The sequence below is a fragment of the Haloterrigena alkaliphila genome, assembly GCF_017352155.2.
In the GTDB taxonomy this organism is placed as follows: Archaea; Halobacteriota; Halobacteria; order Halobacteriales; family Natrialbaceae; genus Haloterrigena; species Haloterrigena alkaliphila.
This window is the reverse complement of the sequence record NZ_CP071462.1, coordinates 2,515,967-2,542,307: the sequence shown is the minus strand read 5'-3', so window position 1 is coordinate 2,542,307 and position 26,341 is coordinate 2,515,967. Positions and strand designations below refer to the sequence as shown.

Genomic DNA, 26,341 nt, shown 5'->3' with positions numbered 1-26,341 from the left:
ACAGCATATCCGAGCGGGAGGGATGCTGTACAGACAACGGAAACTCGATCTTCCCCACGGAGAACTGGATACACCAGTTCTCTTCCCAGTTAGGAACGTGGGGAAGCGATCGAGTGATAACACTCCCAAGTACGTCGGCACTATCCCGGAGTTTTCCGCGGCGATGATTAACGCTCGATCGATACGGAACCGGGACCCGATGTGGAATCGGCTAACGAATGGTGTGGCCCTCCGCGAAGAGATGGACGTTCCAGAAGACACCATCATCTTCGCTGATAGCGGTGGATTCGATTTTTCGGAACAGGAGATCGACACTACGCCGGAAAAGACGATCAAAACTCAACAGAAATTAGATAGCGACATACACGGGACAATTGACATCCCTTTGTCCAGAGAAAACCGTGCAGCAGAGAATCAACGGCGTATCGACCGAAGCATCGAGTTTGCTCTCGAGGCAAGTGATCTCCATACTGGTGATGCTCTACTCTTCGCGAGCGTTCACGGGTACGATCCAGAAACGATTCGTAACAATATCCAGTACCTAGAGAACCGCGGAGATTTTGATGGATATGCACTCGGGAGCATGGTGCCGATCCGGACAGATTACAAAAAGGTGACAAAGTTGGTACTTGCTGCAAGAAATGCGACGGAGAAGCATCTACACGTCTATGGTCTCGGCGGATTAGTCTATCAACCACTTTTACTTTATCTCGGTGTCGATAGTTTCGACTCGTCGGCGTTCATCAGAAGTGCCGGCAATCGTAATTACTTGATACCTGGTTTTGGAGGGGAAGAACTCCACAACATCGAGGACTTAGATCGGTTGCCTTGCCCCTGTCCGATCTGTGGTCAACGGAGTTTAGAAGACATTCGGGAAGACCGAACTGCACTCACTCAGCATAACCTCTGGGCGCTTGCAACGGAGCTTCGACGATTCAAATACATAGCTGAGTCTGATCGGGATGTCGAGAATTATCTCGATCTTCGCTTCCAGGGCAACGAAGTTACTAGACGGGCCTATGAGACCGCAAAACAGCAAGTGAGGAGGCTCACATGAGTGACGAACGAGCGACGATCCGTCCAGTCACACTGAGTCGTTTGGTTGAACTCACACATGCCTGTGAAGACGACGAGAAAACGACAGAGGATCTCGAGACCGCTCTCGATGTAAGTCATCGGCGAGCGCGAGAAACGGTTCTAGAAGCGAAACGAATCGATCTGCTGGACGAACGCGAATCAGATGACGATTCCTATTACGGGACCACCGCTATCGGCGAAGCCTTCTTAGAGGCGATTCGGGATGAGAGCTGGCAGCAGGTGAGTTCAATCCTCGCAACTCGTAGCCCCCACTACGGAACATTTCTCGAGGTTCTGGAGCGACTCGAACCTACAGACCTCGATACCCTTCTGGAGAGCCTGGAAGAAGACCAGAAGTATACACCCTATTCCTTCAACCAGACCGGCATAGAGGTCGTCGGCGACTGGGCCGAACGATTAGGTCGCGTTCAGCGGAATGCCTTCACTGGGAGCTACTATTTGACCAGCCAATCCAGCATTCCGGACAACTTCCCTTTCGTGGTGCTTGACGCTTATGACCACCTCGAACAGACAGCAGGCGTAGATTTACGACAGCGCTATCTGTCGATACCGAAACTTCGGGAGGAAGTCTGTGAACGAATTGGATGTTCACGTGCGGGTTTCGACGAGGCACTAGTCGCTCTCTGCCAGCAAAACGTCGGCAAACTCGAGCTTTCGGGAGCTCCAATGGATACGGAGGCTAAAGATTCTGCTCTCGGAATCAAGCGGATTTCCGTGGCAGATGAGGGAACGTTAGTCTCCACGTCGCAGTCGACACAGCAGGTGATGTCTGGCGTTGAATTGTACGACAAACAATACTACTACCTCGCGGTCCACGACCGCGACGTCACGTTCCACCAGGAGGATACATAATGGCCGACGCATTCGACATTTCAGACGAACAGCAAGATTACTCACAGTACGACCTCGAGGCCAATCCGTTTCCGTACAGCCCGGTTCCCGCAGAGGACCCCGAAATATACTGTGGTCAACAACACGTCTCCGAAAAGATTAGTTCCACAGTCTCCACGATGCTTTCGACTGGAAAGTCTAAGCATCTCGTTATCACTGGGAAATACGGCAACGGAAAGTCGCATACGCTCAAATATACCCGCTCTCTGTTACGGGACCGGGACGATGTCGTCGTTGGGTACGTCGCTCAACCGGGAGAGGGCTTTCTCGACATCTATCATGAGTTCGTGTACGACCTAGGTTTCAATCGAGTCCAAGAGTTGGCCTACGAGTACCTCGCCTCGGTTGCTCGTGACGTCACAGATGCGAATCCAATTAGCGCGAGCGCAATGAAATCGCTCATCGATGAGGGAGACGTCCTTCTCTCTGAGATCGTCCCGGAGGCGGTTCGACGGTTAAGCGATGTGACTCACTTTGCCGACTTTGCTCGTGCGATCGTACACATGGTGTACGAAGACACCAACCTCTATGCTTGGCAGTGGTTGACCGCAGAGGGTATCCGGTATGAGCAGCGCAAGGAGATGGAAATCCACAGCGCACTCGATGACGATACGATGGGCGTCCGGGCGTTCACCGCTTTCAAGAATATGCTACTCGAACTCGGTTACACTGGCGTATTCGTTTTCGTCGACGAGTTCGAGAGTATCGCACGTCTCAGCCCAAAGAATGAGCAGGCCACGCTCAACAGTATTCGACACCTGATGGACCAGAATAGTTCCGGGTTGTGTATGTTGTTTGGCTGTGCTCCCGAGGTCTGGCAAGACGTCATGAGTGAATATCATGCTTTTAGCGAGCGGATCGGCGAGGAGGTCGCTCTGAAACCCCTCACAAACGAGCATCTGAACGACCTGGTATCAGACTACCTCAGTCGAGAACGCAATGGGCCGACCGAAACTTCTTCGATCGACCCGTTTACTGATGAAGCGTTGGATGTGATCCTACAACGTTCACAGGGTAACGTTCGCCAAGCCCTTGCTATCTGTAGCCGCGTATTGGACTCTGCTGTTGAGGAAAACCAAGAGCGGGTCACACCCGAATTCGTTCAAGAATCAATGTGAAACGGGGCCTACCGAACGAACATCCACTAGTTATGGGGTTTCTGTCCCTCAAGCCATTTTGAACCGCGTCGAGGATGGGCAGTTTCAGAAGGAGAAACACATCCCGCTAGGTTCATGGGCACTCTGACATCAATACGGCAGCCAGACCGTATGATCCGATACATGCATACGCCTACGTACATTTCGGAAACCCATCTTCATTTGTTCGATTCACCAAGATCAATTTCTCCCAATAGAACCGTAGATCAGCAGGAGGCGTAGCGGTCAGACTCGAGTAAGAGCTTCGTAGCTCTCGTCGTCTGCGAGTTCGTAGAGGCGGTCGAGGTCTGGGTCGGGCACTTCTATTCTCGCCTCATACTCGCTATCTCCCCAAGTGGCACCGAGAACGGGTCGCACCATAGCGCGTACGTGCTCGTAGTCTTCGGGGTCAAGCGCTTGGAGATCGTGGTCGTTTTTGATTTGCTGCACGTCGTGTTGCCATCCAGCGTAGGGTTTCTCGACGTCAATGCTGACACGGGTGCCGTCAGCGTGAGTGAGGAGGTCAACGATTCCACCACGACCGTTGAGCAGTTTCTGCGTGATGACTTCGGTCGCGCTAGTGACGTAGCGATCGACGAGATCAACGACGGCGGATCCAGGGATGGAAGCCGACACACCGACATCGCTCAGACTTTTTTCGATGTCCATGCTGGCGACCGGGACCTTTGCTGACTCGATCGGGACGATACGCGGCCTTTGCGTCGCGACTTGTTGAATTTTGACGTGATAGCTGTCTATCGTCCCCTGCGTGTAGCCCGTCCCCTGAATGTAGAGGGCGGCGTCAGGATCAACGTACCAACCACTGGTACTGGAGAGAGCAGACAGGTCCACTTCAAGGTCGGATCCTTGCTCGACTGGGATCTGGCCCTGGATTTTGTACTCTGGCTCGTTTACAAACCTGTTCTTGATCTTGGTTGCGTCGAGTTCCACCGGTAGCTCGAGGGGGCCTCCACCATCGTGGAAGCCGTGATCGTCAGCGGTGGGTGATGCGTTTGATTGACTCATCGCAAGTGGAGATTTTGATTGGTCAGGTAAATACCCTAGCCCACTGACGGATCCTCTCCGAGCACTTGTATCTATAGTTAGAATGGGCTGAGAGACAATATACGGCGAGAATATGTGGATATAGGTTTTCCTATAGGATACGATATAGAGGCATCTATAGGTTTTTTGTCGCCTTATCGCTGACCGCCTCGCGCGTCGCTTTCATAGCCTCCGGTGCGGCGGTTCCAAGTCCAAGCCGAAGCGCAAGCCGAATAACCTCGCTCCGATCAACGTCCTCCTGGTCGACATCGAGCTCGTCCTGAAGACGATGACCGACATCATCCAGATGCTCGGGATGGTTCTCGAGAGCACGAACTAATGCTGCCATTGGCCCGTCCCAGACACTGACGACCTTCTGCTGATCTCCTTCGTCGATTTTCTCCAGTTCTTCAAGAATCGCGGTTTTGAGGTCATTCCGTTTCTGTTCTGCACTCACTTCGTCCAATCGGTCTCCTTGGCTGGTCTGCTGTTTCAGCTCTTCAATTTCGTCATCCATGGTTAGTTACCACTGACGCGTTCTATGAGCGCTTCAGCGTTGGTACGATATGCGTCACGTGCTTTACGGGCTGTTCCACTCGGATTGTCCAGCGCAAAGATTGACTGTCCCTGCTCGGTTGCGTTCCGGATGTCTTGCGAAGAGGGAACATACTTTGGCGCGATTGCTCTAGGGTACTCCTCGCGATAGGCATCAAGATACTCGCCAGCGAGTTTCGTACGTGAGTCAACTTTGTTCGGGAGGACCATCGCCAAGTCGACATTGATGTTGAAGTTGGCCTCGACCTTCGCGAGATCGTCACGTAACGCGCCAACTTGTTCGGCCTCGAACGGTCCCATTTCGACGGGGGCGAGCACGTTCTGTGCTGCCCAGAGTCCGTTGTAGGTCACGTTCGTCGTCATTCCTGGCAGGTCGATCAGTACGGCGTCGTAGCCAAGCGGGTCAATGTAGTCGTCAAGGAATTGCTTGAACCGGGAGTACCGGTCGGAAGCATCGTCGATGTTCGCAAGTTCCGCGTCAAGCGTATCCAGTCCAGGATGTGCCGGGATTAGATCGACGCCCTCGTCGGTCTGCACGATGAGTTCCTCAACAGCCTCGTCGCCGAGCTTTTCGACGATCGTCTCCCAGGCGTCGTCGAAGACTGTCGAGATGTTCGGCCAGGCGTCGTCGTTCTCGATGGCGGCCTGTGTGCCCTGCCAGACGCCGAATGATTTTGCGAGGTCTCCCTGTTTACCGGCAAGATCGATGAGCAGGACGTCGTGTCCTTGCTCAGAAAGTGCGACGCCGAGATGTGCGATACTGGTGGTCTTTCCTGTTCCTCCTTTATCGAGGAAACTGGCCACTCTTGCGCTCATTTATGTATTCCTATATGCTCAGATATAGGGAAACCTATAGGATAAACCCTTGTCAGACATCCCTAAGCAACTCGTCAATAGTTGGCGTCAAGGACTCTCGGTTCGTCTTGGACTATTGATGCCCAGAGTGAGTTATTCTTTCGAGAGGTACGGCTCGAGGCTATCGAAGAAGTCACGAAAGCGGTAGTGAAACCTCTCTGAGGGCGTAAACGCCGTTTTTACCCGATTTGATTGCCCGTTCGCATCCTTCTTTCCCAGTTCTAAGAGATAGCCGTTATCAGGGGTAGAAATGACTTTCAGCCAGGCCGTTATGGGATCGGCGTACGCTTTGATCCAGCAAACATCCAGATCCTGCCACTCTCCCTCGACCAGCTTTTTTTCGAGTGCCGAATTGAGTATATCTGGGGCATGCTGAAAACTGTCGATGTCACCTTCTCTAAGCGGAACGTGGACAAATTCGGGGCGCTGTCCTTTCTTGCCTTTACTCAGCTTCAGGTAGAACCCTCCAGCAGGTGCTTCAGCGAATTGCAGAGATCGGTTGGTGGGTTGATGTGGTTTACTTAGCCACACTTGCTGATGCGTCGTCCAAGACCTGTTTGACCGCTGGCGCTGCCCCCGTTCGAAGGCGTCGCGAATCGATGACTGGTGGTGATCCAGGTAGTCAGGGGGGAGTGGAATTTGGATCTCAGGAGTCGAAGGCTCGTCTACAACTGGCCATGATAGCCCATCGTACCCTCGAAGCTGAGGAAGAGCTTTCGGCCAAACGGGCTGGACATGATCAATAGCGACGTCGTACTCGGCATAGTGCTGTTCGGATAGCCAGAGGACACTGAAACCTTCGTCGTAGTAATCTTGGTCAGTCGCAAAGAGGTCTTTCGAGTTGTTCCGGTGCTGAACCTCGACGGCGATTCCCTTCCCGAGAGGAGACCGTGGTTCTGGAAATTCGACGAGAACATCTGCTCGGCGTGGACCGACTGATTTCTCGATACTGACGTCCGCATCAGGGTAGGTGGCTACGAGTTTCGAGAAGGCGATCGCCTTCATTCGTAGATGCGGAATTGACTCACCTGAGCATTCATCGTTAGTCTGATGACGGAAGTGCCGAGCAACGAAACTACCGCGTCGCCGATGCTCGTCAACAACACTCATCGCGTCATCGCAGATGGGACAGACTAGCGCATCAGAAGATTCTGCTTCGTGGGGAAGAACACGTTCGTCATCGCGGGTTGCTGTGAATGGCATGATTCAGGACGTACTGAACTATCGTGATTGAGTGATAGCTATCCAACCATTATTTGTTTCACGATAGGAACGCATTTTCACACCGGCCTTCTGCCGGATCGCCAGGCAGTCGCTGTTAGGGTACGAAGAGCGCCGCGGCAACGCGCCCGACCATATTGCAATCCATCGTGACGGCTTCATGAACGACCCAATTGAGTCGGCCCTTGAGTTCCTGGATAACCGCGGTATCTCCTACGACGTGGTCGAAGTGTGCAAGCAGGCTCCTGCCCGACCCGTCAATCAGGAGGATGGATTCGCGACTCCAGATAAGGCGATCGCCGTAGACGTCAAGGACTTCGACACACAAGGACGGACTGTCTTATTAAACGGCTGATAGTCTAATTTGGCTCTGTTCAAACCCTCTGAATCTGATAGGAATGGCGTGCTGCATACAGAGGGTATAGTCAGCAACAGGGAGATTCCAATTATCACCGACGGACAGAAACTACTGTTTGGTAGAACTTGCCAGTTCGATCCCGCTATTCGTGCTTCCTGACGATACCAAATACTACTATTCCCAGGAGTCCGCCAAACAGGTGAGCGGTGTTTAGGGGTTGTATTGACATATGGTGTACCGCCGTCGTCGCTTGAACGAGGATCTGGATTATAGCAGCCACTCCTACCAGCATCCCCAGATATTCTATCTCATCTCCGTGTTCAGAACTGTATACTGTCATTACAGTGTAGATTCCAAGAGAGTAGACGAAGTCGCTGATACCGTATACCGCGACATTTGGTTTCGGGCTCGTTGAAAGAGTGATAAGTGCATCTATGGGTTTGACGATTATCGCGACTCCAACGAACCATAGGATGTAGTAACGGGTCTGAAATCGGGATTCGATTATTTTCCCGAACAGCGCTAGGAGAGCGATATTGGCGACGAAGTGGCCTACTCCTTTGTGGAGGAATTCTGCGAGAGGCCATGCTATCCACGGGAAGTCGACGAAGAGGTAGGCGGTCAGACCTGTTAGGGCGCTGCGTTGGGTGAGGATGACGAGGATTCCGATGGGAAAACTCTCGGTTATGTAGAGGTAGAGGACTGATTGGAGTATGAAGACGGTTATGGTGATTAGAATCAGGATGGCAGTTACAGGGGCGTCTCGGTCTCTGACCTGGCCAGGAATTGCTTTGAAAAAATCCCTGTAGATGGAGACCCATTCTCTCCAGGTTTCAGCTTCATTAGCCTGAGCTAGGGACTTGGAGGCTGCATCACGGTATTCTTCCTGATCAGCCATACTGGTGTCCAGTGTAGTTAGAGGCTTCTTTGTGAGCTACATATAAAAGAGATTTCTTGATACTATTAGGTGAACAACAAGTCTTGAACTACTTACCATACTTGAGGAAGTGAGCCGCGATGATGGCTCTAGTCAAAATGGTTAGAAACAGAGGAACTGGTGGTAGGTGGTTGCGCAGTGTGTCCCACTACCCGGGGGTTCCGAGACACCAGTAATTAGCACTAAGTGTAGTGCAATCTTTAGCACTAACTACTGATGCCCAAGACGACCGTTACGAAGACCACGAGTACCACCACCAACTCCGACGGTGAAGACCGAACTGTTGAGCAGTACCGAACGACTGTTCCTAAGGGCATCGCCGAGGCGATGGACCTCGCGGGAGCCCGTGTTGAGTGGAACATCAAGAGCGGGAACACACTCGAAATCACAATCACCGATGAGTGACGCTACCACCAGCAAGGCGCTCGCGGTCATTCGACGATCACAAGGCGACGAGGATGGTGCCAGCCTCCGCCTCCAGCGCAAACAGGTACCTGAGCTCGCGAGCGATCTTGCCGATGAATACGATGTCGTCGACCTAGGTGTCCACACCGGATTTAGCATACTATCACGGGACAAGGATGACTCGAGAATTGACGATAACGACGAGATCCTGAACGCGATTGATCGGGTGCGAACTGGAGAGTACGACCACGTGGTCGCCTGGGACGACTCCCGACTGGCCCGCGACGACTTTTTCGCGGAATGGCGGCGTGCAGCTGCCTCGGGCGGCGCCGAGTTCGCGTTCGTCGCTGGAGACGTTAATGTCGACAGTATGGAGCACGGTGTTCGCCGTACGGTCGAGACTGCGATCAAACGCGAGGAGATCAGGAAGGCTCGTGAGGCCGTGAACGACCGCGAACAGCGAGCAATGTGGAACTCCCGGCCACCGGTTGGTCTCGAGTTCGACGACGCGCGCGAGTATTTGGTGGCAAGTGAGTGGTTCGACACTGTTGTGGATGCGCTCGCGATGCGCGCCGACGGCGTGTCATATCGTTCGATCGCAGACGAGACTGGCCTCTCCCGCGGAGCGATCGAGCGGTGGGTCAACCACGTTGAGGACCGAGCGCGGTCATGCCGAGATGACGGTACCGCGCGTGCGCTTCTCGACGCCGCCCCGAACGACGCAATTGACGACTATGAGGGAGACGATCTGTCCGCCACCAGTGGGGGTGAGGCAGCGTGACCTACGACGAGACACTTCCGAAGCTCATGTCAGTGATTGACCGGACCGAACTCGTTAGTGAGGATTCTCGACCAACGTTGTCGCAAGCGCGGGTAGTTGCGCCTGCTGGGAGTTCATCGGCAGACGTCGCGGTTGTTCTTAACGCGGCTCGTGACGGTGAGAATCGGCAGGTGACCGTGCGTACTGACGCTGACGGGATGCGCGCGCTCGGAGAATCGCTCATTGAGGCGGCCAACTCAGTGTCACCCAACGACGATCGTAGTGACGGGTAGCATCGCTCATTCCCCTGGTATGTAGTAACAATCATCCCCGTTGAAATCCTAATGTAGGGGTTTGTTTTAACAGTCGTGCTGGATACAGAGGATGTAGTCAGCACCGAGAGGATCTTTTGTGCAAGCACATCTGACCGAATCAGCCGCAAGGATGAGCGTGCTTACTGATCGATCCTGATCGTGCCGCTATCTACAGTTATTTTGTGTCCAACATACTCGAATTGGATCTCATTTGATTCAGCAAGATCGTCCAGTGCCTCAGGGTCAACGCTATCATAGATAGGTGGCAAGTCCAGCGGATCCCGTTCCTCCATTTCAGCCACTCTATATACAATTTCAAGGGCTGGACTGTGCCGTGTACTCTTCGTTAGATTCCCCATTTGAGATTCAGTTTGACGGCCCCGGTTATAATTTGACCGTGAATTAAAGTAGATGATCATCAACTATGACAGTTGGTAGCTCCCGGCAAATGAATCTCCTATACTGATCGTTAGATGAATCGGTCGAGATTGTGGACGAAGCCCGTTCTCGTGGGCCTCGCTCGAATCTGCTGATCGTCGTATCCCTTGTCTCCAAGCAGAACTCCGACTTCAGCTGCATTTCAGTTGATGAGCGATAGTGTGACCTGTGTATCGTGCTTTCGGGTCGTTATGACGTGGAGATCGAGGGTTGCGTTTGATCTCGTATCGGCTAAGAGCGCAACTTTCAGCCGCTGAATCTCCAATTTCGTCCGTTTCGTATAGTGCTTCGAGGCGTGACCACGGTCGAATCCCGAAGCGTCAATCCCCACAATACCGTTAGTCGGGGGCAATGAAACAGAGAGATTGAGAAGAACCTGCCAGACCGCCAGATCGAATCTGTCAGGATTCCTTCTCCGAGGTGTGAGCCGCCCTATCCTCCGTGGCGGCCGCCGGGGCGACCTCGATGAGCTGGGCGATCTCCTCCGGAAGGCTCTGCTCGCCCGCCTGCGTCTCGACGGTCACCATCCCGAACGGCGCAACGTCGACTACCGTGAGCTCGACCTCCGGACGGACGCCGGCGTCGGCGAGGTAACGTAGTTCCGTATCGCCTTGGTGGCGAATACGCCGGACGGTCACGCGCTCGCCCTCGTCGGCGTCGGCGAGGCGGGTGGTTTCGCTCTCAGCGGGAAAGGACAGGTCGGCGTCGGGGATCGGGTCGCCGTGCGGATCGACTGGGGGGTTGCCCAGCGCCTCGGCGATGCGGTCGGTCAGTTCCTCGGAGACGTGGTGCTCAAGTCTGTCGGCCTCGTCGTGGACGTCGGCCCAATCGTAGTCGAGCAGTTCGGTCAAGAACGCTTCGAGAAGACGGTGGTGCCGGATAATCTCGAGAGCGACGAGTTCGCCCTCCTCCGTGAGCGTCACACCCTTATACTCCTTGCGGTCGATCAGGCCGCGTTCTTCGAGCTTTTTCAGCATGGAGGAGACGGTCGGCGCGGTGACCTCGAGATGGTCGGCGAGAGTTGAGGTCGACACTCGCTCGCCGCTGTCGCTTTCTATGGCGTAAATCGCCTTGATGTAGTCTTCCATGACCGCGCTCAGCATTCCTGCCGACACGTCCGACTGACCTCCATTGCCACTTCGGGCACGACCGCCGCTTGGCGAGTCGCCATTATTGGCTGTGACCATCAGTCATCCTCCGTCCCCGCGCCGACATCGACGCTGTCGGCCTTGATGCTACCCATGTCGGGCGTGGCCTGTTCTCCACGGGCAGATTGAACCTTGCCGAGCGCGACGGCGCAGATGTAGATGCCCACGGCGACCAAGACTATGGCGCCGCCGGCCGTGACGCCGGCGTAGTAGGCGACGGCGATGCCGAGCAACACCGCGAGTTCCGCGAGGACAACCGAGACCACGAGCGATTCGGAGAAACTCCGGGACACTTGGGTCGCGCCCGCGACCGGCACCACGAGCATCGCGGCGACGAGGATGACGCCCATGATCTGCATCGCGCCGACGACGACCATCGCCGTCAGCATCACCATCACCCGGTTGTACCAGTTGACGGAGAGCCCGGAGACGGCGGCCGCCGTCTCGTCGAAGGTGACGTAGAGGAGCTGGTTGCGCGTCACCGCTACCGTCCCGACGATGACGGCGAACAGCACCAGCAGAATCGCTGCGCTCTGGGGCGACACGGTCGAGAGGTTCCCGAAGAGGAACTGGTTGACGCCGACGGCGAGCCCGCCCGCGTTGAGACTGATGAGCGTCGTCCCCAGCGCGAACCCCGTCGACAGGACGATGGCCATCGAGACGTCGTTGTAGGCGTCCGTGACCTCCGAGATGAGTTCGATGAACAGCGCGGCGATCATCGCCACGACGACCGCGGTGAGGTACGGGGACACGCCGAGGCCGATGACGGCGTTCAGGAACAGGCCGATGGCCACCCCGGCGAAGGCGGTGTGGGCCAGCGCGTCGCCGATGAGCGCGAGCTGTCGGTGGACGAGGAACGTCCCGATGAGCGGCGCCATCACGCCGACGCAGAGCCCGACGAGTATCGCCCGGTGCATGAACCGGTAGCGCGGGTTCAGCATCTCCAGACCCGTGAAGTAGTACGCCCAGTCCATCAGCCAGTACCACTGCTCCAGGAACCACAGGAGGACGCCGAAGACCAGGTTGCCGACGGCGCCGAGTACGCCCTGCATCGGGAGCAGCAGCAGTAACGGATCTCCAACATTCGTCACGAGCGTAGTCGCAACCTCAGCGCTCATTCGTCCACCCCCGCGAGGAACCGCGCCTCGGTCCCAAACGCCCGGGCCAGCGCGTCGCTTTCCACGAACTCGTCGGTCGGTCCGTCAAAGTAGACCTCGCGGTTCAGGCAGACGACTCGTTCGGCGTGCTCGACAACCGCCCCGAGGTCGTGCTCGATGAGGAGGACGGTGATGCCCTCGGCGTTGAGCGCTGCCAGCAGATCGTAGAAGGCGTCGACCGACTCGGCGTCGACGCCGACGGTCGGCTCATCCAGCACGAGTAGGTCGGCCTCGCTCGCCAGCGCCCGCGCGATGAACGCGCGTTGGCGTTGGCCACCCGAGAGCTGCGTGACGCGCCGGTCGGCAAACGCACTCATCCCGACGGTCGCGAGTGCGTCGTCGACAATGGCCCAGTCTTCGCTCGACAGGCGGCCAAACCCGACGTACGGGAACCGACCCATCTTCACCACCTCGCGGACGGTGATAGGCATCTCCTTTGAGGCGCTGGCCTGCTGGGCGACGTAGCCGACCCGTTCGCCGTCGTCGAAGCGGTCGGCGCGCTCGCCGAACAGATGAGCTGTGCCCGCGTCGGGCTCAAGCAGCCCCAGCATCAACTGCATCAGCGTCGACTTTCCCGATCCATTCGGCCCCACGATGGCGACGTACTCACCTGGCTCGATGGTCAGCGAGATGTCCTCGACCACCGGTGTCGCCGTATAGCCGAAGGTGACGCCCGTGAGGTCGATAACGGGCTCGCTTGCTGTGGCATCCAGGTTAGTCTCGCTGGATGCCTGCTCGCCTGTGCCAGCCGCCGTCGTGGGGCCAGTGTCCTGCATTCTCATATTGGTTTGAAGTTCCGCCACTGTTCGACCCACCCTTCCGACGGGGCCGCCTCCTGGGGCGTCTTGTTCCCGACGACGATCTCGAATGTAGGCATATTGATCTGGTAGGCGATCTCCTCGTAGCCCCAGTTCTCCTCGACCCACTCTTCGCGGACGCCGGCGTACGGCGTCACGGGGAAGTACGCCTCTACGGCCGTCTCACGGACGAGCTGTTGGGCTGGACGCTGGGATTCGAAGACACCGTTGGCGATGTACTCGATGTCGTTCTCGCGGATGACCGCCTCCGCTTCGCGGATGTCCGCGGGTTTGACGTCGCCGCTCGCCGCGAGGTTAGTCACCAATGGTCTCATCCGAACGCCGTATCTGACGCCGATGTACTGGAAGGCATTGTGCGCAGCCAGTTGGACGATGTCGCGTTCGGCTCGGTCGAAGATGGCCTCGTAATCTGCGTCGATGCGGTCGAGTACCTCTGACTTGTACGTCTCGGCGTTCTCGCGGAACACGTCGGCGTACTCGGGGACAACCTCGGCGAACCCGTCAGCGATGTTGTCCACAGACTGCTTTGCACGCCGGGGATCCAGCCAGAAGTGCGGATCCTTTCCGCGCTGAGCGCCGACGCCCTCCTCGTCGCGGTCGAGGGTCGCGGCGAGGTCCACTAGATCGATGTCCTTGCGGGCGTTGATGAGTGCCGTATCGATGTTGTCACCTTTGATTGTTTGAATGGCGCGGTCGGCCCAGGGTTGGAAGTCCTCACCGACATGGACGAACGCGTCCGCCTCGATGATGCGCTGTGTGATACTGGCGTTGGGCTCCCAACCGTGGCCGTGCAGGCCCGCCGGGACGAGGTTCTCCACCGTCAGTGGGGACCCATCGGCGATCTGCCGGCCGAAGTCGAAGAAGCTGAAGAACGAGGCCACGGCAACCGGCCCGTCGTTTTCGTCATCACTGTCATTCCTGGCCTCTACCGGTGGGCTCGGCAGCGCCGTGCACCCAGCCAGTCCTGCCAGCGCCGTCGCACCGCCGGCCCGTAGCGCGTCCCGTCGTGTCACCGGTCGTTTGTTGCGAAAATCTGATAACATAGTGGTTCTCAAACCAATTGATTAGATGTGTCTAATTCATAGTTTTCCCCGGCCACACCTATATCTTGCGTCTCCAAAAACAGTAGTAGGGGAGGCACGACTACCAGAGGGTGGATGCTGTCTCGTCCAACGCGGCTAGACGCCGCTACACAACCGGCGACGACGGCAGGTCGAGGGAACTATGCTTCCGACCCTCTCGACAGTGATCTGGCTACTTAGTTCGGCGGCGATGCCAGTAGATAGCGACCGGAGGCCATCCATCGTCTGGTCCCTTCTGTTAGTAGGCCACTGTAGAGTTCCATTAGAAACACCCGTTTATTCCGAATTCACTATATAGGTAAAATTATTGCAAAATATGCGCTCTTTTTTAGAACGGATTCTGAGACTTATTACCGACTAAGAGATTCACCAAGGCCAGGTCGAAGTATTAACAATGACCGGAGCCGCACACTGCCGCAAAAAGATGCTCAGCGATTACCGGGGAATCGGGATCAGCGAGGCACTCCACGGGTTGGCACAGGATCCGGTTCTCGTCATCTTTGCGCTGTTGACCCAACTCGGCGATGTCTGGTTTCTCTTTTTGCTGGGCGGCGTACACTACGTCGTCGGTGACAAGTTCCCGCAGTGGGGGATCGACCGACGACGTGGACTGTTCGTTCTCGGACTCTTGCTGACCTACGTGGTTCTCGTCGGAATCCTCAAGCAGTCCTTCATGCTCGCACGACCGCCGGGAGCGGGTACCCCACCGGACATTCAATGGATCCCGTCTGCCCTTCAAGGGGTGTTCGCTAGTATTTCGACGGGAGGGGGGTATGGTTTTCCGAGCGGCCACGCCCTTGGGAGTACGCTGGTGTGGGGTGGATTCGCACTCGTTGTCGGAAAAGATAAAATTTCGAATATGTGGCTCGCCCTTGCGGGTGTCGTAATCGTCATCGTCTCGCTTTCGAGAGTCATCTTGGGGGTTCATTACCTCGTTGACGTCGTAGTCGGAGCCGTCATCGGGATAGTAGTTCTGGGTGCCCTTTATAAGGTCACTGATCACGGTACTGACCCTGGTCGGGTACTCGTGTTCGCCGCGGGTATCGGAATACTGGGATTGATTCACGGAGCTACCTTCGATAGCGTAGCTGCAGCCGGGAGCGCTGTTGGTGCGTGGTTCGCTTGGCGTGCCGTCGGTGATTTGATTCCAGCTCACCCCTCGAATCGCCCCGAGGTCGTTGCGGGTCTCGTCGTCTTCGGACTCGCTGGCGGCTTCTTCGCGCTCTTGTATTCCCTCAAACCGTCGTTGCTAGTCACGTTTTCCGGTGCTACTATTGCCGTCGGTAGTGTCGTTGGTGCACCGCTGGTTGGTAATCGAACTGTCGGGAATTTGGGATAACGGTAGACTTATTCGATGTTTCGTGATCCCGTCAGTTCATCCCGAGTAAAACGTTCGTGCTAATCTCGTGCTCTGTATACAGCACGTCGTTCTTGACAACTATCGGTGGGATCAATTTCGGCTCCGTTACCTACTTCGTCTGTATCTACCGATTCGAGCAACGTCGATTCCAACCATCTGTGACCGATTTGCGCCCTGTATTCAGCACGTCATTCCTATACGTTATCCTAAATCATCAGCGATCGCCTTTAGTATCGTTTGCTCTTCTTCGATCGATTTTTTGACGAGCCTGAGACACGGCTCGCAGAACATCAGCTTCCCCTCCCAATTTTTATATTTCAGCGTCGGACCCTGGACAGGTACGTCGCCGCAAATGAGACATTGTACTGACTCTCCACCATCGGTTCGACATGACGTCGAATGGGTATCACTAGAAGATCGCTGAGCCATAGGCGTATCCAAGTACCGCCACTCTGGTCGATGTTTGAGTCGCATCGCTACCTCTCTTACTGGGTCGATCTGCTCGCACACGGTATCTAGTTCGTTTCGCATCTGCTGGTGTGCTTTCGGAGCGCTTCCAGAGATCGAGATAGGCGATGAGTGGTTCTCTTCTCCTTTCTTGATTGCCGTAATAAAAGTGAGATATGCAGTTAGCTCTGCTGCCACCACTGCCGCGTTAGTTGCTGAGGAGGGTTCACCGAGAAAGAACGGATATTCCTCTTCATCAAGGTAGTAGCTCGACACAACACTCACTTTGCCGTTCTTCCGAAATTCGACCTCCAGATTGATGATCGGTTGTTTGGCTTCTGGTGACCGGCCGATAGCTCTCGCTAGCCTCACTGACCCGTCCCCATCAACGGAATACAGTTGGTGATGGTCAAATTGAGAGCGTACTACTGACTCAATCTCTTGCCAGGTCTGAGCTGAGCCTCCAGTTCCATCACGAAGTTGGGCAAAGTCAAGCGATTGATCTTGGAATGACGGAGCACTCGTTGGGAGGTCTTTGATAGCCGTTTTGAGTGACTTAATCGCTGATTCGAACTCTGATACAGTAGGTAATCGTTCGGGAGATTCTTCCAATGATTCGATCATGGATCAGTCTACAAACCCATGGTACGCTCTTCTGTAGGAGATTGTTGATACTGCTCAGCTATCGCTGTGGAATCGAAGAGAGCAAGGACACCGCGTCAGCGGTGTCCGTTAAGCATGATTCCGCTAGATGTGTTTGGGTCGGAATCGGTCGCAGCGGACCTGTTGGCGCAGGTTCGCTGGCGTAACGGTGTTACTTGCCCTCGCTGCCGTTCTGACCTGGCGGTCAAGAACGGCAGCTATGGGCACTTTCAGCGCTATCTCTGTAAGAATTGCGACCGCACGTTCAACGATAAGACCGGCACAATCTTCGCCCACTCGAAAGTCGCACTCAGAAAGTGGCTGTTCTCGATTTATGCGTTTCTTCGGTTTAACACGAGTCTTCGCCAACTTCAGCTAGAGATCGACGTCCAGTACAAAACGATCTACCAGCGCGTCGAGCGCTTTACGAAGGCGCTCGACGCGCCTTCGCTCGACCTCGTTGGTCCGGTCGAAATCGACGAAGTCTACGTTTCTGCAGGGCTAAAAGGCCGCGAGCGCGACCAAGAGTCGCGCTCGCGTGGCCTGTCCACACGTGGACGAGGATCGTACGATCAGGACAAACCGCCGGTGTTCACGATCGTCGATCGTGGCACCGGCGATCGATACGTGATCCCAGCGAAATCAGCCGATGAATCGACGATTCGGCTCCTTCTCGCAAACCGCGAGAAGGAGCCACTGACCGTCTACACTGACGGATTTCGCGCCTACGATCCACTTGCCGAGGACGACGCATTCGACCGCGAATACGTCGTCCACGGCGACGGCGAATACGCTGACGAAAACGTACACGTCAACACCTGCGAGAGCCACGGATCGCTGCTGCGACCGTGGCTCTCGCCTCATCGAGGCATCTCAAAAGATAAGCTTACACAGTATCTCCGAGCGTTTCAACTTCGACGCAAGCTACTGCGGAAACCAGGGAGAGAAGCCCTCAAACATGCTGTCAAAGCTACGCTGTGAAATCAACAAAGTGCTACACAAGAGCGCCCATGGTATTAGTCTATATGCTGGCTAAAATCGAGGTCTCTATAATACACGTAGATGTGCTCTACAGGTAGTTTTCTCTGTTAGATCCCGTGTCTCTTTAGTCACGGACTTAACGGGCGTGACTCGATCCCAGATCCAGGTAGGAGAACTGCAAAAGCGTAGTAGCGACGAAGGTTCTCCCCAGGGGCAACAGTGGTGGAGTCGTAGTTGACGACGTTCGCCGAGTCAAGCTTCGGGAGATGGTATTGAGTGCTCGTTGTATAAACTGACTGACGGGATTTCTTGTCGACGGGTCCTTGAGTCTGGGATTCGAGTCTTGCTACTTCCGTAGCGAGTTCTCCTACGTCGATCGGATCGCCACCACAGTTCTCAAGCAGGACCATGGCGATCAGGGCACGTCGTCGACTACTCAGAAGGTCTCCCCACTTGATCGTGCCGTCGCTATCTGGCATGGGTGACCTCCCAGTCTGGCTCGTCTGCAATGATAGTCCGATGCCTCTCGACTCGAGCGAGACATTTTAGTCTCGCAGCGTCTGATTCGATCATGCGGTTTGCCTCCAAGCGGACCGCACGACAACCCGCGCACCACCGCGGGTTTTGATCCGACAGCGTTCCAGTCGTGCGGTCTGAGTAATCCTGTGTCCTTGTATAAAATAAGCAATTGTATCTTGCGCTACTGGGGTCGAAACAACTTCTGTCTTCACCCGTCAGCGAAGGTACTCATCGTTCTGTTCGCCGGAGGTTTCTCTGTGAGTTCCCGTTCTTGATTTTCCCGCTGCTGGTAGGCATCTAGACAGTCATTCCATCATCAATTCTCCGGAACAGAACTGCTGCTATCAATATCATCTTCTATCTGCATCTGTAGAACATCGAGCGACAGACTAAACTGGAAATGGCTAACTGGTGTCAGCAGGGAAGGACCTATCTCTATGTTATCTACACAAGAGCAGAAAAGCATCAACAAGGTTCGAAAAGCGACAAAGAAACTGGTTGATGATGCTTACGACAAAGCAAAACCCGTTCTAATCGAAGCCCCTCCTAATAGCGGTAAAACGACTTCTGCGATCGAAGCCGCTGTTTCGTCTGATAAGCCAGTCACATATCTTGCAGGTCGCACGGACTTGTACGAAGAGGCGAAACAGTTGTGCGATGATCTCGATCTCAGATATGAGGTTATTCCCAGTCCTCATCGTCATTGCCCTACCTTTAGAGGTGAGAATGCGGGCGATGAGGGCTCTGTGGCACAGTTGTACAACAAGGGATACTCGGGAAGAAAAGTTCACTCGCTCCCATCAAGTGTAGCAGATACTCCCTGTAACGATGGTCAGGGCCGGTGTGAATACATCCAGCGGCTTCGGAAAATTGACCGCGAGCTATCCGAGATCGACCTGCTAGTAGGGCATCATAAGCACAGCCAGCGGCCAAGTTACGTAAAAGGTCGTGTTGTCATACTCGACGAATTCAATCCCGATCCATTTCTGGAACGTTACCCATCTCCAGAAACGAAGAGAAGTCCTAACCACCCCGGCGACATCGTACGACACTTCCTTGAACGGATTGCTGAAGAAGATGAAGATTTCCCAGCTGAACTAAATGACCTAACCGACCTCATTGTGAAACGTCACGACAGCGAGGTGAGACAGGAGGCATTGGACTGGTTCAAAGAAAACGGGGCAAGCCAACGTGCTGCACGTGATTTCGATTTTCTGGACGTGACTACGTACCGCCATGATGCAGCCAACCTTATCGCGCCCTTTCTGACACTCAGTATCCTCTGTATGGAGAAACTCAGTCCAGGTATAGAACGTGCCCCTCCAACCGACAATCAGGAGCTCTACGACGAATGGATTGAAACTGGTGTGCGAAGAAACTGGAAATGCATCCGTGATCGGAACACTGGAGAAATGTACGTTCTGAAACCACCACTCCTGGAGGGGGCGGCACAGGTTATCGGATTAGATGCCCTTCCCTCTCTCGAGTTGTGGAATCTCGTTTTCGGTGCTGACGAGGAGTTCCAGCACGAAACGATCATTCCACGGGAAGATTTGGCTACGTACCTCGATTCGGCTCTCAATATGACCCTTGTTCAGATCGGGGATGGAATGCACCACTACGCAGGTGGACGAATCAGTAACCGAGATGAACAGAGATTCAGAACAGTACAGGCCCTTGAACAGGGCCGTTTCACACTCATTTCTACAAAAAAGGCACTGAAGGAGTACGAAAGGAGAGGACTAATCGAGAAGTATGTAAAGAATGGACACAGTGAAACCGACCTCAGCCCAGTTGCAAAGAACTACGCAACAGTTCGTAGCTCGAATGAGTTCGAGAAAGAGAGGCTAGGGGTTGTTTCCGGGACACCGTATCCAGGAGACGATATTGTCGAACTGTGGAGCGGCCTCTGCGGCCAGCCGACGTCGTCAGAAGGGTCAGGAATAGAGAAGTCGTTCGAAGGCATCGGCGAGGAGGTTTTTCGATATTTCACTCATCACCAGGTCATTCAGGCGGTTCTCCGGTTCGGGCGACACAAATCAGTGATAAATGACGGTGGTTCGACGATTTACGTGAACACGAAGGCTGTCCCCGCTTGGTTTTCCCCTACTACCGAAATCGAGATACAGACAGACAAAAAGCAGACCGCAATCGTGGAGACACTCATTCACGCCAGCCACACTGATTCCCGTAAACCACTCTCCCAACAGACTGTGAATACTCTCGTCGAACTACTCAAGAGCCGAGATGACATAGGAGAAATTAGTGAAGAGCACGTTCGGGAGACTCTAAGAAGACTTCACGATCGTAATCTTATCACCGTGCGTGAGAATGCGGGTCGCGGTGGGGCAGACTTATTCCAGTGGGATGGAGACGAGTTCGTATCGAAGATTGGTGGAGAGGTCGTTCTCGCTAAGGACGACTACAGTTGGATCCTGTCGTCCGACGCCGTTTAGTGAGTTGTGTGCTAACTCTTCAGAAGTAGCCAATTCTAGAACTATTAGATTGGGACTTCCACTATTACTATAATGGAGGAGGAGAGGCGGCGTCTTCAACTACAGATCGAGTTCCGTAGTTTCTACTTCTGATACCCGGGGCGCGACGCCCCCAAGTGAGGGGGCGGAAGCGTCGCGCCCCGGGCGGCAGCGGTGTTCCGATTATCGCTGATCCGGTCGGGAAACCGGACTTCCGAGATAAAGATGACTGAAGCGATTCAGACTTCGATAGAGGCGTATCGAACGATCAAACGCGATATTCTGACTGAGAGCAATACAACCACCTTCGAACAGCCAGGTTCCGTGATAGCAACGCCGAAGTCGTGTGTATCTATACTCGGTTGTTCTGCAACGATGGGAGATGTCTCAACTTGTTCTCAGCTATTTAGAGGACAGCGACGGTTTCGAACTAGTTCTAGAACGCTTTGTTGCTATCATCGTGATAACGAACAGTCTCTGGTTGAATCGGAGTCGATTTCTGGCAGCTTCCAGGGTGATCACGAATGAGCGATCGAGATCAATTTAACGTGCGAATTGACGAATCAGTTGCAAAGCGGTTCCGTTCGTTTGTACAGGATCACCGTGGTGATCGTCGGGGCGCTCTCGGTAAAGAAACAGAAAATGCATTGCGGGAATACATGGACAACGACCAGGCAGCCAGAATCGAAGCGAACCTCGATATTCTTCTTGACGAAATTCAAGAGGTGAAAGCCCTCCTCGATCAGGAAAGCAGTGTACACACACAGACGTCGCCTGCTAGCGATAGACCACCGGAGACAATACAGAAATTGGAAGAAATCTTCTCTCGGATTCAGGATCAGGCTACTAATGGCGAGTCAGTAAAAGAAGAACACGTCGAAAGGGCGATCAAGCACGTTGCAGGGGCGAATCCCCAGACTCTCAGACGATATAAATCAGAGTTGAAGGCAGAGGGTCATGCCTTCGAAGATCCTGGTGAGCCCCCGCTATGGTATCTCAAAGAAGAGATATTATTTAATAGACTAGTTAGAACACGTAACACCGATGAGGTTCTAAGCCAGTACCCAAATGAGGTAAAGAAGTCATTCGATGATTGGTTAGAAAGTAATCAAGAAATCTGGGCGGGGGATAACGAATGAGTGCTAACTCCCCGCTTGAGGAGACTTCTGATTCATCTACTAAAGATGAGTCACAGGACCTTGCCAGCCTTCGATCAGAATTAAACGCAATCCAAGAGCGACTCTCGACAGAGTCTGATCTTGAACCGATCACTCCCGAGGAGGCAGCAGAAATCTACTTGGAAGATCGCCGCGAGGATCTCGTCGAATCGACAGTTCAGGACTATCGTCGAAGTTTAGATTTCTTCGTCAAGTTCTGCGATCTCGAAGGTATCGACAACCTCAATAACCTCAGCGGTCGGACAATGCGCGAATACCGGGCCTGGCGACGATCTAAATCGTCACACAAGACGCTCAGTCCCAAGACGATGCGTGACGAGATGTACCTGATGAGAAACTTCCTTGGGTTCCTCGAAGACATCGAAGGAGTCGAAACAGGCTTGGCCAACAAAGTCCAGACTCCCGAACTCAGCTACGAAGACGAAGTCCGGGAAGGACACCTGTCGAAAGACCGCGCGAATGAGATCATCCAGCATCTGGAAGAGTACGAGTATGCTACGGCCGAACACGTTATCTGGCTTCTGCTCGGCGCCTTGGGTTGTCGTCGAGGCGGCGTCCACTCACTTGACCTTGAGGACGTCCACACTGATCGCAGCGAACTCTTCATCGAATTCCACCATCGACCCAAAGGAGGAACGACTCTGAAGAACAAGAAAGCGGGAGAGCGAGAAGTGAATGTCTCCGAAGAGGTCGCTGAGGTGATCGATGATTACATCGAACACAACCGGATCGAAGTAACTGATGACCACGGTCGTGAACCCTTGATCACGACCACGCACGGCCGGATGGCAAAGTCGACGATCAGCAAGTACATCTACAAGTGGACTCGCCCGTGCGAGATCGGCAAGGACTGTCCACACGACCGTGACCCAGACGAGTGCGAAGATGCACAAACCATCGACAGCGCCTCCAACTGCCCGTCTTCCCAACCGACTCACAACGTCAGAAAGGGCTATCTGACAGCTGAGAGGTCGAACAATATCCCGATCGAAATGCTGGCTGATCGCTGCGACGTCAGCCCAGAGGTTATCAAAAAGCACTATGATCAGCGTGACAAGACCGATCGACGCGAACTGCGTCAGGAAATTTACGAAGAAGTCTACGGCGATAGCCGAGGAGGGTATCTGAGCTAACCATGGATCGTGGGTATCCTTCGGAAGAAGACGGTTCAGGCCCTGATATGGCTGAACTCGTCCGTCTAGAAGCCGATCTCCTGGGAGAGCCAGTCGGAGAGTCGGATCAAACGTTATTCGATACGGCCCTCCGAGCACATCTGGTGATGCTCCGAGATGACTGGAACGAGCCGCTAGTAGTCCCTGGGCAGGTCTACTCTGAGGCTCGAGATCACAATCCGGATGCAGAGGCTCACACCGCTATAGAGTTTGCTGACGCCGTTCACCGCTATCTCGAGAAGCGTGGCCTCGACACATTCAAGGAACTGCTCAACCGGGAGCCAGAACTCCTGAGCCAGTACAGGGACGTGAAGCAGGCTCAGCAGGAATCCAACTAACTCATCGAAATCACCCTTAGCAAGATATGACCGCTGACGACACTCACAGTGACAACTGGGTCGACGAACTCGACATCGAACAGCTATCAGATGAACAGCTCGAAACGATTCACGACGAAATCGAGACTGAACTCGAAAATCGAATGCAGGATGCTGATCTCGCCGATAGCCGTACTATCGATCTCGTCAACGATCAGTGGGTCAGTTGGCGAGAGCTGAGTGCCCATCCCAACCTGAAGGCCGTCAAGCCGTGGATTCTTCGTGTCACTGGTCTGCACGACAAGTACGGCGTCGATGGCGATTGGCTCGACAAACAGCAGATCGATGGCGAGTACCACATGGATGTCTCTGACCTCAAACAGGAAGACATCATCAAGATTAGTGGAGGCAGCCACAACAACCGTAAACATCGCTACTACCGTGTGACTGCGTTCGAGAACGGTCAGCTCTACTACGAGAGAATCAGCGAGAGTGAGACGATCGAGGCAGTAGGCTGATCTAACGAGTTCTGTTGTGACTGCTTCACCTAGGTACTCAATACAGCCAAGACCTGTGATTAAACCTCAGAAACCCCATTCAATTCAGACCGAGAGACCTAGAGACTTGTTCGTGGCAGTACGTTCGTAGGTCTAAGCAGACAGTGAGTCAAGCGTAATTACCGTACCAGAGTTGAGCGATCTCACATCCTCTAAGTTCAAGCACCAGCCCATAATATCGTCCTCTGGAACATCCCTAACATCATCTAATACAGCGTCGAGCATGTCAAATGCTTCTTCCACTTCCTTTCCATCGACTTCATTCTGGTCTGGAGTATCGACTGGTCGGGTATCGAATTTTCGCGTCTGATAACCGTCATGATATGCACGACGACTTCGGAGCCCTAAAGATTGGAACGCTTTCCGAATTTCCTTGGAATAGACTCCTCGCCGGATTTTTTCGAAGGTTGCATCAAGAAGTGAATAGTCATTATTCGACTGCCAATTGACCTCGGCAGAGAACAGAATTGCTTGAACACGTCGCTCAGAGACGTAGTTGTCACTAGATTTCGCGAGGACATATTGCACTGCGGGTCGAGTCTTAATTGCATATTCACAATTGCTATTCGGGTTTTTGACTGACCGTTCTAAAGCAGCACTTTCACCACTTGATTGCGTACTCATTTTTGTTGTCTGAGTATCAGCGTATGTTTTGCTAGCGAGGTCCTCACGCTCTTTCAGGTACTTCGAAGTTCACCAGTATGCCCTAATAGCTTTTCGACACACGAACATGTTGTCTTCTGCCCCTGGTTCGTCCATATGTGCTCATGGATTTGGATACCACTGTGATCACTAAAGTATCTTATCGAGGGTTGTCGATCTAGTAGCTGGGTACTCATTGTCTTATGTGGTCCCGTCATCATCTGTGGTCCCGTCATCATCTGTGGTCCCGTCATCTTCTCGGAGACTTTCCCAAGTGTCGGTAATAAGATACTCAACATAGTTTGCTTTGTAGGAACTGGTCGCACTGAAGAAGGCGACTGCCGATAGACCAATGAAAAAGATGATCCCTGGTAATGAATCACCGAATATTTCAATCACGAGTGGCTCTGGCGGGGAAGCATAGCCAAAGAGCGCTGTACAGAATTCCCCTATCTGAGTGAATAAATCGAGACTGAACCCGACACTGTACTCTACAGAAACCGTGAATAGAATCAAGAGTGATTCAGCCAACCATTTGCCGAGAAGTGAGTTGATTGCGAGAATTCCAATTCCAACAGCGGCACCCCATGTCAGGATAAGTGGAACTCCATTAAAGAGTCTTTCAAAGGATTGACCAAAAAGGGTAGCTGAGAGAGTGATTATAAAGACAATTGCCAATACTTCGCTAACAGCTTGTAGAGGCAAAATCGAGAAGATAGTATCAGTGGCTGAGGAGGTATCAATCTCATTAGCCCGGGTATAGACACCCCCAAAAGCGAGAAAGAAGACAAGAGTGGTTAACCACATGCTGCGACAAAATGAATATCGGGCTTGAAACCCTGTTGCTCGTGTTAACCCCTCAGAATCCAGTTTACTTCGGAAGAATGGATACAGATCAGAGAATGAAGAATCTTCTGCCTCAGGACCGAATTCGTCAAATTCTACACTGTAGTACGGTTCAGCAACTGCTTCAAGGTGATTGTACCCTATCTCATCTGGATCTCTTGGAGTAAGATAGTAGCTCCCTGTAGTATAGAGATAAGATTCAAATAGTTCACGATGAGATGTGAGCCCAGTATTTAAGATACGAATCAGTGTGATCACCTTCTGTTGCGTTTGTTTGAGTACAGTTCGTGGAACGAATGCAGGAACTTCCTCATCAAGATCAGCAGAGAGTGCCTCTACGATGCGTGATTCTATCCCATATCTATACGTAATATATACGGAGATTCCTGCAATGATAACAAATAGAAAGGCAACTAGTAAAATTCTCTCAGGAGAGAAAAAACCACTAAGAATCATGAGGGCTTGTAGAACTCCAGTGATAATAGCAGCAAGAGTAATGCCGAGTAAGACAGCAAGTGTCGCTTGTTGTTGTCTCTCGTCAAAAGAAGGGAGGTTAGATTCAACAAAGTATAGTGCCCAATTCACTATAAGATCCTTTGCCAATATGAGAATTGCTGCGACAGCACCAATCTGACGTCGGACCCAGGCGACAATGTGTTCTGTGAGACGAGCTAAAGTATCGATTCCTTGTCCAAATATCAACCCTGCAATGATTGCAACCGCAAGAAGTCCGACAATACGGCTGAACGAAAATGTTACGTCTCCCCCACTAGATGCTGTCGAGCCGAATGAAAATAGCTCAGCAGGCAGGAGTAGGATAAGTCCAAAGAACCAAGCGACCCCTGGGACTGCTTTCCCGAGAATATCGTAACTGTCGAGAAACCCAGTCAGTTGAGTGGACATAATATATGACTTGTATATAACCAGCCAGGTAAGATAAGTTATTATGTCTCGTACGACCGGCCAATGAACGCTTTCTCTATGCACCG

General features: G+C 53.5%; 27 protein-coding genes and 1 pseudogene. 13 read left to right on the top strand and 15 right to left on the bottom strand.

Translation table 11 applies throughout. From position 1 onward, the window contains the following. Positions 1 to 22: 22 nt before the first annotated feature. From J0X25_RS31185 to J0X25_RS31175, 3 genes are read left to right on the top strand one after another with little or no spacing between them, the layout of a single operon-like run. Positions 23 to 1,057, top strand: coding sequence for a tRNA-guanine transglycosylase (locus J0X25_RS31185; protein WP_207287798.1), 1,035 nt, complete (start codon positions 23 to 25; stop codon positions 1,055 to 1,057). After that, the gene (locus tag J0X25_RS31180; protein WP_207287797.1) at positions 1,054 to 1,950 is read left to right on the top strand and encodes a hypothetical protein; all 897 of its coding nucleotides are present in this window, start codon (positions 1,054 to 1,056) and stop codon (positions 1,948 to 1,950) included. Before J0X25_RS31185 ends, J0X25_RS31180 begins: the two co-directional genes overlap by 4 nt. Continuing rightward, complete coding sequence (locus J0X25_RS31175; RefSeq protein WP_089787258.1) at positions 1,950 to 3,107, top strand: BREX system ATP-binding domain-containing protein; 1,158 nt, start codon at positions 1,950 to 1,952, stop codon at positions 3,105 to 3,107. The genes J0X25_RS31180 and J0X25_RS31175 overlap by 1 nt, the downstream gene beginning before the upstream one ends. Positions 3,108 to 3,371: 264 nt before the next feature. Here the strand turns inward: J0X25_RS31175 and J0X25_RS31170 are convergent, their stop codons facing one another. From J0X25_RS31170 to J0X25_RS31155, 4 genes are all read right to left on the bottom strand, one after another. Next, a complete protein-coding gene (locus tag J0X25_RS31170) occupies positions 3,372 to 4,151 on the bottom strand; it encodes a hypothetical protein (RefSeq protein ID WP_207287796.1) in 780 nt (259 codons plus the stop codon). 154 nt (positions 4,152 to 4,305) lie between these two features. Next, on the bottom strand, positions 4,306 to 4,686 hold the full coding sequence (locus J0X25_RS31165) for a DUF8115 family protein (RefSeq protein ID WP_097007359.1): 381 nt from the start codon (positions 4,684 to 4,686) through the stop codon (positions 4,306 to 4,308). A 2-nt stretch (positions 4,687 to 4,688) separates the two neighbouring features. After that, complete coding sequence (locus tag J0X25_RS31160; protein WP_097007360.1) at positions 4,689 to 5,540, bottom strand: ParA family protein; 852 nt, start codon at positions 5,538 to 5,540, stop codon at positions 4,689 to 4,691. Positions 5,541 to 5,672: 132 nt separating this feature from the next. Then, positions 5,673 to 6,584 (bottom strand): hypothetical protein, encoded by a 912-nt coding sequence (locus J0X25_RS31155; protein WP_207287795.1) that lies wholly within the window; start codon positions 6,582 to 6,584, stop codon positions 5,673 to 5,675. A 376-nt stretch (positions 6,585 to 6,960) separates the two neighbouring features. Between J0X25_RS31155 and J0X25_RS31150 the strand changes: the two genes are divergently transcribed. After that, on the top strand, positions 6,961 to 7,155 hold the full coding sequence (locus J0X25_RS31150) for a hypothetical protein (RefSeq protein WP_207287794.1): 195 nt from the start codon (positions 6,961 to 6,963) through the stop codon (positions 7,153 to 7,155). A 145-nt stretch (positions 7,156 to 7,300) separates the two neighbouring features. Here J0X25_RS31150 and J0X25_RS31145 read toward each other — a convergent pair whose 3' ends face one another. After that, positions 7,301 to 8,056 carry a rhomboid family intramembrane serine protease gene (locus tag J0X25_RS31145; RefSeq protein WP_207287793.1) on the bottom strand — a complete coding sequence of 252 codons (756 nt, stop codon included), beginning with the start codon at positions 8,054 to 8,056 and terminating at the stop codon, positions 7,301 to 7,303. 255 nt (positions 8,057 to 8,311) lie between these two features. Between J0X25_RS31145 and J0X25_RS31140 the strand changes: the two genes are divergently transcribed. Both J0X25_RS31140 and J0X25_RS31135 read left to right on the top strand, forming a co-directional pair. Next, a complete protein-coding gene (locus tag J0X25_RS31140) occupies positions 8,312 to 8,500 on the top strand; it encodes an AbrB/MazE/SpoVT family DNA-binding domain-containing protein (protein WP_207287792.1) in 189 nt (62 codons plus the stop codon). After that, positions 8,493 to 9,281 carry a serine integrase family protein gene (locus J0X25_RS31135; RefSeq protein ID WP_207287791.1) on the top strand — a complete coding sequence of 263 codons (789 nt, stop codon included), beginning with the start codon at positions 8,493 to 8,495 and terminating at the stop codon, positions 9,279 to 9,281. The genes J0X25_RS31140 and J0X25_RS31135 overlap by 8 nt, the downstream gene beginning before the upstream one ends. Before the next feature lie 433 nt (positions 9,282 to 9,714). Here J0X25_RS31135 and J0X25_RS31130 read toward each other — a convergent pair whose 3' ends face one another. The 6 genes and pseudogenes from J0X25_RS31130 to J0X25_RS31105 form a co-directional block, all read right to left on the bottom strand. Next, positions 9,715 to 9,933, bottom strand: a complete 219-nt coding sequence (locus tag J0X25_RS31130) for a HalOD1 output domain-containing protein (RefSeq protein WP_207287790.1) — start codon at positions 9,931 to 9,933, stop codon at positions 9,715 to 9,717. Between the two features lie 161 nt (positions 9,934 to 10,094). Continuing rightward, a pseudogene (locus tag J0X25_RS31125) lies at positions 10,095 to 10,415 on the bottom strand (transposase); the annotation flags it as partial. Further along, positions 10,414 to 11,115, bottom strand: a complete 702-nt coding sequence (locus tag J0X25_RS31120) for a metal-dependent transcriptional regulator (RefSeq protein WP_207290905.1) — start codon at positions 11,113 to 11,115, stop codon at positions 10,414 to 10,416. The gene J0X25_RS31120 and the pseudogene J0X25_RS31125, both read right to left, overlap by 2 nt. 83 nt (positions 11,116 to 11,198) lie before the next feature. Further along, positions 11,199 to 12,278 (bottom strand): metal ABC transporter permease, encoded by a 1,080-nt coding sequence (locus tag J0X25_RS31115; RefSeq protein ID WP_207287789.1) that lies wholly within the window; start codon positions 12,276 to 12,278, stop codon positions 11,199 to 11,201. After that, complete coding sequence (locus J0X25_RS31110; RefSeq protein WP_225896658.1) at positions 12,275 to 13,099, bottom strand: metal ABC transporter ATP-binding protein; 825 nt, start codon at positions 13,097 to 13,099, stop codon at positions 12,275 to 12,277. Before J0X25_RS31110 ends, J0X25_RS31115 begins: the two co-directional genes overlap by 4 nt. Next, positions 13,096 to 14,148, bottom strand: coding sequence for a metal ABC transporter substrate-binding protein (locus J0X25_RS31105; RefSeq protein ID WP_225896657.1), 1,053 nt, complete (start codon positions 14,146 to 14,148; stop codon positions 13,096 to 13,098). Before J0X25_RS31105 ends, J0X25_RS31110 begins: the two co-directional genes overlap by 4 nt. A gap of 463 nt (positions 14,149 to 14,611) precedes the next feature. On the opposite strand from J0X25_RS31105, the gene J0X25_RS31100 reads away from it, so the two are divergent. Further along, entirely contained in the window at positions 14,612 to 15,556 is a 945-nt protein-coding gene (locus tag J0X25_RS31100; RefSeq protein WP_225896656.1) for a phosphatase PAP2 family protein, read from the top strand. Between the two features lie 222 nt (positions 15,557 to 15,778). Here J0X25_RS31100 and J0X25_RS31095 read toward each other — a convergent pair whose 3' ends face one another. Beyond that, positions 15,779 to 16,648: a hypothetical protein gene (locus J0X25_RS31095; protein ID WP_207287787.1), complete on the bottom strand. Its 870-nt coding sequence runs from the start codon at positions 16,646 to 16,648 to the stop codon at positions 15,779 to 15,781. A 114-nt stretch (positions 16,649 to 16,762) separates the two neighbouring features. Here J0X25_RS31095 and J0X25_RS31090 point away from each other — a divergent pair, with 114 nt between their 5' ends. Next, positions 16,763 to 17,647, top strand: a complete 885-nt coding sequence (locus J0X25_RS31090) for an IS1595 family transposase (protein WP_207287482.1) — start codon at positions 16,763 to 16,765, stop codon at positions 17,645 to 17,647. A gap of 128 nt (positions 17,648 to 17,775) precedes the next feature. On the opposite strand, the gene J0X25_RS31085 is transcribed toward J0X25_RS31090, so the two are convergent. Next, positions 17,776 to 18,126 (bottom strand): DUF7344 domain-containing protein, encoded by a 351-nt coding sequence (locus J0X25_RS31085; RefSeq protein WP_207287786.1) that lies wholly within the window; start codon positions 18,124 to 18,126, stop codon positions 17,776 to 17,778. Between the two features lie 477 nt (positions 18,127 to 18,603). Here J0X25_RS31085 and J0X25_RS31080 point away from each other — a divergent pair, with 477 nt between their 5' ends. The 5 genes from J0X25_RS31080 to J0X25_RS31060 all read left to right on the top strand — a co-directional run bounded on the left by J0X25_RS31080 (position 18,604) and on the right by J0X25_RS31060 (position 23,825). Further along, positions 18,604 to 20,622: a hypothetical protein gene (locus tag J0X25_RS31080; RefSeq protein ID WP_207287785.1), complete on the top strand. Its 2,019-nt coding sequence runs from the start codon at positions 18,604 to 18,606 to the stop codon at positions 20,620 to 20,622. A 542-nt stretch (positions 20,623 to 21,164) separates the two neighbouring features. Next, positions 21,165 to 21,779, top strand: a complete 615-nt coding sequence (locus tag J0X25_RS31075) for a hypothetical protein (RefSeq protein ID WP_207287784.1) — start codon at positions 21,165 to 21,167, stop codon at positions 21,777 to 21,779. Continuing rightward, positions 21,776 to 22,951 (top strand): tyrosine-type recombinase/integrase, encoded by a 1,176-nt coding sequence (locus J0X25_RS31070; protein WP_207287783.1) that lies wholly within the window; start codon positions 21,776 to 21,778, stop codon positions 22,949 to 22,951. The genes J0X25_RS31075 and J0X25_RS31070 overlap by 4 nt, the downstream gene beginning before the upstream one ends. Positions 22,952 to 22,998: 47 nt before the next feature. Continuing rightward, positions 22,999 to 23,328: a hypothetical protein gene (locus tag J0X25_RS31065; RefSeq protein ID WP_207287782.1), complete on the top strand. Its 330-nt coding sequence runs from the start codon at positions 22,999 to 23,001 to the stop codon at positions 23,326 to 23,328. Positions 23,329 to 23,354: 26 nt separating this feature from the next. Further along, positions 23,355 to 23,825 carry a hypothetical protein gene (locus J0X25_RS31060; protein ID WP_207287781.1) on the top strand — a complete coding sequence of 157 codons (471 nt, stop codon included), beginning with the start codon at positions 23,355 to 23,357 and terminating at the stop codon, positions 23,823 to 23,825. A 132-nt stretch (positions 23,826 to 23,957) separates the two neighbouring features. Here J0X25_RS31060 and J0X25_RS31055 read toward each other — a convergent pair whose 3' ends face one another. Both J0X25_RS31055 and J0X25_RS31050 read right to left on the bottom strand, forming a co-directional pair. Beyond that, complete coding sequence (locus J0X25_RS31055) at positions 23,958 to 24,488, bottom strand: hypothetical protein (RefSeq protein ID WP_207287780.1); 531 nt, start codon at positions 24,486 to 24,488, stop codon at positions 23,958 to 23,960. Positions 24,489 to 24,707: 219 nt separating this feature from the next. Next, positions 24,708 to 26,255, bottom strand: a complete 1,548-nt coding sequence (locus J0X25_RS31050; RefSeq protein WP_207287779.1) for a hypothetical protein — start codon at positions 26,253 to 26,255, stop codon at positions 24,708 to 24,710. Positions 26,256 to 26,341 lie beyond the last annotated feature (86 nt).